The sequence below is a fragment of the Glutamicibacter sp. AGC46 genome (genome assembly GCF_053543715.1).
The window spans coordinates 319,889-325,322 of sequence record NZ_JBLVOJ010000009.1; the positions used below are offsets into that span (position 1 = coordinate 319,889).

At 60.2% G+C, this 5,434-nt stretch carries 9 protein-coding genes; 7 read left to right on the top strand and 2 right to left on the bottom strand.

Annotated features, from left to right (window positions below):
* Positions 1-353: 353 nt before the first annotated feature.
* Positions 354-1,589: an MFS transporter gene (locus ACNPM8_RS04610; RefSeq protein ID WP_448939375.1), complete on the top strand. Its 1,236-nt coding sequence runs from the start codon at positions 354-356 to the stop codon at positions 1,587-1,589.
* On the opposite strand, the gene ACNPM8_RS04615 is transcribed toward ACNPM8_RS04610, so the two are convergent.
* Positions 1,586-2,161, bottom strand: a complete 576-nt coding sequence (locus ACNPM8_RS04615; RefSeq protein ID WP_332488712.1) for a hypothetical protein — start codon at positions 2,159-2,161, stop codon at positions 1,586-1,588. The two genes, ACNPM8_RS04610 and ACNPM8_RS04615, sit on opposite strands and share 4 nt — an antisense overlap.
* A complete protein-coding gene (locus tag ACNPM8_RS04620) occupies positions 2,158-2,700 on the bottom strand; it encodes an RNA polymerase sigma factor (RefSeq protein ID WP_448939376.1) in 543 nt (180 codons plus the stop codon). Before ACNPM8_RS04620 ends, ACNPM8_RS04615 begins: the two co-directional genes overlap by 4 nt.
* Positions 2,701-2,798: 98 nt before the next feature.
* Between ACNPM8_RS04620 and ACNPM8_RS04625 the strand changes: the two genes are divergently transcribed.
* From ACNPM8_RS04625 to ACNPM8_RS04650, 6 genes are all read left to right on the top strand, one after another.
* On the top strand, positions 2,799-3,329 hold the full coding sequence (locus tag ACNPM8_RS04625) for an Asp23/Gls24 family envelope stress response protein (protein WP_286134072.1): 531 nt from the start codon (positions 2,799-2,801) through the stop codon (positions 3,327-3,329).
* Between the two features lie 24 nt (positions 3,330-3,353).
* Positions 3,354-3,530 (top strand): hypothetical protein, encoded by a 177-nt coding sequence (locus ACNPM8_RS04630; protein WP_181148776.1) that lies wholly within the window; start codon positions 3,354-3,356, stop codon positions 3,528-3,530.
* A gap of 5 nt (positions 3,531-3,535) precedes the next feature.
* Positions 3,536-3,907 carry an Asp23/Gls24 family envelope stress response protein gene (locus ACNPM8_RS04635; protein ID WP_146112224.1) on the top strand — a complete coding sequence of 124 codons (372 nt, stop codon included), beginning with the start codon at positions 3,536-3,538 and terminating at the stop codon, positions 3,905-3,907.
* Positions 3,904-4,455, top strand: a complete 552-nt coding sequence (locus tag ACNPM8_RS04640) for a DUF6286 domain-containing protein (RefSeq protein ID WP_105656416.1) — start codon at positions 3,904-3,906, stop codon at positions 4,453-4,455. Before ACNPM8_RS04635 ends, ACNPM8_RS04640 begins: the two co-directional genes overlap by 4 nt.
* A gap of 2 nt (positions 4,456-4,457) precedes the next feature.
* A complete protein-coding gene (locus tag ACNPM8_RS04645) occupies positions 4,458-5,042 on the top strand; it encodes a hypothetical protein (RefSeq protein WP_448939377.1) in 585 nt (194 codons plus the stop codon).
* Positions 5,043-5,117: 75 nt separating this feature from the next.
* On the top strand, positions 5,118-5,378 hold the full coding sequence (locus ACNPM8_RS04650; RefSeq protein ID WP_105656414.1) for a GlsB/YeaQ/YmgE family stress response membrane protein: 261 nt from the start codon (positions 5,118-5,120) through the stop codon (positions 5,376-5,378).
* Positions 5,379-5,434 lie beyond the last annotated feature (56 nt).

Here is a 5,434-nt window from a genome sequence, read left to right on the forward strand (position 1 = left end):
CCGGGGGGGAACTTCTGCGATCATCACTCGCACCCTCGCTGAGGTTGTTTCTACGATATTGACAATGCCTATGGCCACGCTGAGCGCAGGCTCCACGGCGGCAGGGCATCTGGCGAACGGGGCGATCCAGCTACTGGACCAGCTGGGCTTCCAAGGTTGCAGCCGAAACGCGAATACCGGCGGATGGCCAGCTCGCCGCTATCCTGATGCAGCTGGTCAGACGCAAAACACCCATTGACGGGCTTTCGGCACGGTTTCGGGATTTGCCAGCAGGTGCACTGGTACTCTCGACGCTGGATGCTAGTGAAGCATTCCCCGTGAAGAATCCGCATGCATGTGCAGTGAAAGGTCCCATGGCAGCCAGCGAATCCAGCGTCAACTCCCGCGCCCGCGCTGCAGTCGCGGCCCTGTTCCTCACAAACGGAGCACTCTTTGCCAATATGGCGCCGCGCCTTCCCGAGCTGAAGCGGGAACTGGAATTGGACACCGCCGGCTACGGCTTGCTGGTCACCGCATGGCCTGTTGGGGCAATCCTTGCAGGGTTGGCTGCAGGTGCGCTGGTGCGCCGTTTTGGTTCCGCGCAGGTTGCCGTCGTGGGCACGATAGTTACCGGTGCGGCCTTGCTGGCCGCCGGCAGCGCGCCGGGCGTGGTCTTGGTCGTGCTGGCTTTTGCCCTGGGCGGCGCCATGGATTCGATTACGGATGTCGGGCAGAACGCGCACGGGCTGGTGGTGCAACGGCGCTATGGGCGTTCGATACTGAATTCCTTCCACGCGTTGTGGTCTGTCGGAGCGGTGATCGGCGGTTTGATGGCCGCTGGAGCGATCCAGATGAACTTGGCATTGCCAGTGCATTTGGGCATATCGATGGTGCTCTTCGCCGCGGTGGCACTGACTGCCCTGAAATTCTGCCTGCCTCGATCCGCCGAACTGGCGGTCATAGAACCTGTTGCGCCACCTGCACCCGGAACCGCCCGGGCCGCGGCCCCCGCAGGATCCCGCGGACGGCTGCTGCTGATGATGAGCGCCCTGGTCTTGATCTCCGTAGCCGGAGTAATGGTTGAAGACGCCGGGAATTCATGGTCCACGCTGTATCTTGGCCAGCTGGGGGCGCCAGCGGCGCTGGCGGCCAGCGGGTTCATCGCTCTGGTCGGGGCCCAGTTCATTGGCCGAATTCTCGGCGATGGCATGGTCAACCGCTTTGGCCAGCGCGGCATGGCCCAGTTCGGGGGAGCGCTGATAGCAATCGGTATGGGTCTGGCGTTGTTCTTCCCCACGGTTCCGGGCACGCTGCTGGGATTTGCCGCGGCTGGATTCGGCTCGGCAACCCTGGTCCCGGCGGTGATGGACCAGGCCGACAAGCTGCCCGGCCTGCCTCCGGGAACTGGGCTGAGCATCGTCTCCTGGCTCATGCGATTGGGCTTCTTGTTCTCCCCGCCGCTAGTGGGTTTCCTTGCCGAGAACTTCGGGTTGCGCATGGCACTGATGGTGTTCCCGATTGCGGGACTTGTGGTGCTTGCTTGTTCGCCAGTGCTGCGTCGAAAAAGCCCGCGGAGCGATGGAACAGGGGAGCAAGGAAGCCGTAGCTAGTTTTCGCCCCGAAGCGTGATGGACTCGATGGCTTCGCCGTGCAGGTCTTCAATGACCAGATTAACTACCAGTTCCCTCCAGCTGATCAACGGGCTGATGGCACAGCGAACATAGTCAAGGACTTGCTGCTCGATAACCTGAACCGAACTATCCCCAGCCATGCTGACATGGCATTGCACCCTCCAGTTAAGGTGGGGAATCTGCGTGTCAGTCGCCTTGATCTCCGTGTAGTTCAATTGCGATGTCGGCGACTCGGAAAATGCCGCTCGAATCGCCTTGATTAATTCCAGGGACGATACGCGTTTGGCCAGTCCCGTGCCCGCATCTTGCACATCCCACATCCGCTGGAATGGCGAGTGCTCGGCTATTTTGCCCAATATTCGCTGCGAGAATGCTTCAGGCTGGTGCTCCGGGGTCGAGCTGTGCAGCAGTTGGGTGATGAATCCGTTCTGGTCCTTGAGCCGCTGCCGTTCGGCGTGGCACCACCGGCACTGCAATTCGTGCAGATCTGCAGGTTCATCCAGGTTCAGCAAAACGTCTTCGGTAGTACGTCCGCAGGGAAGGGTTTTCATGACACCGCCTCGCTGATTGCATTGCGTGCCCGTGCGAGTCGCCCTCGCACAGTTGATTCTGAAACGTTGGTCACCAGGGCCGCTTCCTTATAGCTCATGCCTTGGAGCGCGACCAGTACGAACGCCTGGCGAAGCGCCGAAGGCAATCCGTTGATGATCTGCCAGGCATCGGCAATCTCGCCGCGTTGCACGGCGACGTTTTCTGGCAATTCACGGTCAGGGGCTGGGGTTTGCTCTAGCACTTCATCATCCACGGTTTGCTGGTCATTGGCACGCTGGCGGATGCGATCAAGACAAATATTTCGTGCCATGCGGTAGAGCCAAGTCTTGAACGCGGCACGTTCGCGCAGCGAGCCCAATGACTGCCACGCGCGGATCCAGGCATCCTGGGTGGCATCCTCCGCATCGTGCCAGCTGCTGAAAAAAGTCTTGCAGTATTGGCGCAGGCCGGGTGTCAGCGCGGTGACGAGTTCGCCGAAGGCCTCGGGGTCCCCCTCCATCGAACGACCAACAAGCACGGTCAACCGGGTCGGTTCCAAACACCCCTCCTTAAGTGATCTATATCACACTCATAATGTGTGAGGATTAATCTGTAGCTCTCGTCTGTATGAGTGTAAGGCACAAAAATATCCGTTCAATGAATGAGGAGACCATCATGGTGCAACGCGATTCACAAGGGCCAATCATCAAGCCAACCGGCGAAGAGCTGGAACGCCAGGCCAAGGCAAAGGCCGCAAATGACACGCCGGTCCACGAAGAGCTGCGCGGTCCGCTGCACACCGAACTGGGCAAGACGACCATCGAAGACCGTGTGGTCCAGAAGATTGCCAGCATCGCCACCCGCGAAGTTTCCGGCGTATACGCCATGGGCAACGCCGCCCGCCGGACCTTCAACTCGCTGGCCGAACGCATCCCCGGTGCCCAAGCCAACGCGGCCGGAGGCGTGAGCGTCGAAAAGGGCGAGCAGCAGACCGCCATCGACGTGTCGATCGTAGTTTCCTACGGGTTCTCGATCGTTGAGGTCTCCAACGAGATCCGTTCGAATATCATCGCCCAGGTTGAACGCGCTACCGGTCTGGAAGTCATCGAGGTAAACATTGAAGTCACCGACGTGCACCTGCCAGAAGACGATGACGATGACGCCGAGCCCCGCGATGGCCTGAAATAACTGTCCTCATCTAAGGAGCAGAACATGTTACACGTCAAGTGGGGTTTGGCCATCGGCTGCCTAGCCGGATTGCTGATTGCCTTCGGATCATTCACGCAGTTCGTGGTGGTGGCATTCTTCGCCATCATCGGCGCTGGAGTCGGATGGCTTTTGCAGGACAGGGTTGACCTCGGCCAAGTGTTCAGCAAACGTCGGCGGTGAAGCAGATGGCAGAGCTGTCCTCTAGCCGTGGAAGCACCACGGTGAACACGGCCGTCTATTCAAAAATCGCTGCCCAAGCAGCCTATAAGGTGCCAGTTGTCGGCTCTGCCGCGGGTGGGATCCTGGGGTTGGGGAAGTACAAGGATTTTGACAGCCGGCCCAAGGCCAAGGCCGAGGTGCTTGGAAGTGCAGTGGTGGTCGATTTGGACCTTGGATTGAGCTATCCGAGCAATGTCCAGCAAGCCTGCGAAGACGTGCGGAACATGGTTGCGGCTGATCTGCGCAAGTATCTGGGCGTTGAGCAGGTGCAAACCGATATACGGGTGAGCTGGATGTCAACGCCGGATGAAGGAACTAGCAACAGGAGGCTGCGATGAGCAGGTTCTGGCACGTTCGCAGTGCCCGCACCCTGGCCTTGATGATCAGCTTCATCGTCGTGTTGGCCACGAGCATTCTCCTGGCGCTATCCTGCCTGCTGCGTTTGACCAGCGGACAATGGCCCGGTTTTGCCCAGCAGGGCATTAACGCGGTCAGCAACTTGCGCTTCAATGACAACCTGGCAGTGATCGCCATGGTGGTTCTTGCGGTGCTCGGTCTGCTGCTGTTGCTCAGCGCGCTCATTCCAGGGCCCCGGCAGAGCATCCTGCTGACTACCGATGATCCTTCAGCGGGGTCGGAACAGGCAATCTCATGCCGTGGAATATCAACCTTGGTGGGGCATGAGGTCGAGCGAACCGATTCGGTGACCCGCGCGAGCGTGAAAACCAGCCCGGCCCTGGTCCAGGTTACCGTGCAGACTCCAGCCCACTCGGTTCAGCGCGTGCGGGAAAACGCGCAGGCGCGGGCGCAGCGCGTGATCGACGGGTTGCCATTGCAGCGCGCTCCCAAGGTCAAGGTCTCAGTGCAACGCCGAGGGGGAAACTAGAAATGTTCAGAACGCATGTGGTGCGCCAACGACTTATTCTGGCGATCTTCGGTTTGGTCCTGCTGGCGGCCGGTGCCTCGGGCCTCGCAGCAGTCTGGTGGGGGCTTGGCCAAGGCGCTGGCCGCGGCCAAGCCCGGATTGCCAGCAGCCTGCCGATCGATCAGCAGTACCTGCTGCCACTGGGACTCGCGCTCGGAATTGCCGGCATCGTGCTCTCGCTGGCGGTGCTGATCACTGCCATTCCGCGCCGCCCATCGGCGCATGAATTCAGATACGAATCGAGCAGCGAAGGAGTCAGCGAGATCGAGACTTCGGTAATAGCCAAAGCCGCGGAAACGGCCGCTCGAACGCAACCGGAAATCGTGGATGCGAACGTTCGAATTGGCGGCAATGCAGCTGAACCCGTGCTTTATGCGCGATTCACCCTGCGCGCCGACGCTCCGGCGAATCGAGGGATCGAGCTGGTCAATGGCCGCGTGGTACCTGACCTTGAAATGGTGCTGGGGGTGCCTTTCTCCCGCAAGCACATCTCGTTCAGCTTCCAGAAGCCGGAAAAGCAGGATTCGAATAAGGCCGTGCTCATCTGAGCCGGCCCAGGAAAACAAAAAATAGCCATTAACGGCAAGGGCATCGTGCCGCATCTCTTGGGGAAGTAGGAATGCATGGGAATAATCGGTTGGATCATCCTTGGCCTCGTTGCCGGTGCGATCGCGAAGGCAATCAAGCCCGGAAAGCAGGGAGGCGGCTGGCTTGCCACGCTGCTGCTCGGCGTGGTCGGGGCGGTGCTGGGAGGCTGGATTGGCTCGGCAGTTTTCGGTGTCGGAGTGAGCGAGTTCTGGTCATTGTCCACCTGGCTGCTGGCCATCGGCGGCTCGCTGCTGGTTCTGGTCATTTGGGGTTTTGTCAGCAGCAAACGCGACTAGGGGCATGCGCTGAACTGCCTGCAGCCTGATGGCGCTGGCTATGGGAACGGGGGGGG

Excerpts from the sequence above, each read along its gene's own strand:
- ACNPM8_RS04615 (WP_332488712.1), bottom strand. The coding sequence starts at position 2,161 with ATGAAAACCCTTCCCTGCGGACGTACTACCGAAGACGTTTTGCTGAAC.
- ACNPM8_RS04635 (WP_146112224.1), top strand. The coding sequence starts at position 3,536 with ATGGCAGAGCTGTCCTCTAGCCGTGGAAGCACCACGGTGAACACGGCC.
- ACNPM8_RS04640 (WP_105656416.1), top strand. The coding sequence starts at position 3,904 with ATGAGCAGGTTCTGGCACGTTCGCAGTGCCCGCACCCTGGCCTTGATG.
- ACNPM8_RS04625 (WP_286134072.1), top strand. The coding sequence starts at position 2,799 with ATGAATGAGGAGACCATCATGGTGCAACGCGATTCACAAGGGCCAATC.
- ACNPM8_RS04650 (WP_105656414.1), top strand. The coding sequence starts at position 5,118 with ATGGGAATAATCGGTTGGATCATCCTTGGCCTCGTTGCCGGTGCGATC.
- ACNPM8_RS04630 (WP_181148776.1), top strand. The coding sequence starts at position 3,354 with ATGTTACACGTCAAGTGGGGTTTGGCCATCGGCTGCCTAGCCGGATTG.
- ACNPM8_RS04610 (WP_448939375.1), top strand. The coding sequence starts at position 354 with ATGGCAGCCAGCGAATCCAGCGTCAACTCCCGCGCCCGCGCTGCAGTC.
- ACNPM8_RS04645 (WP_448939377.1), top strand. The coding sequence starts at position 4,458 with ATGTTCAGAACGCATGTGGTGCGCCAACGACTTATTCTGGCGATCTTC.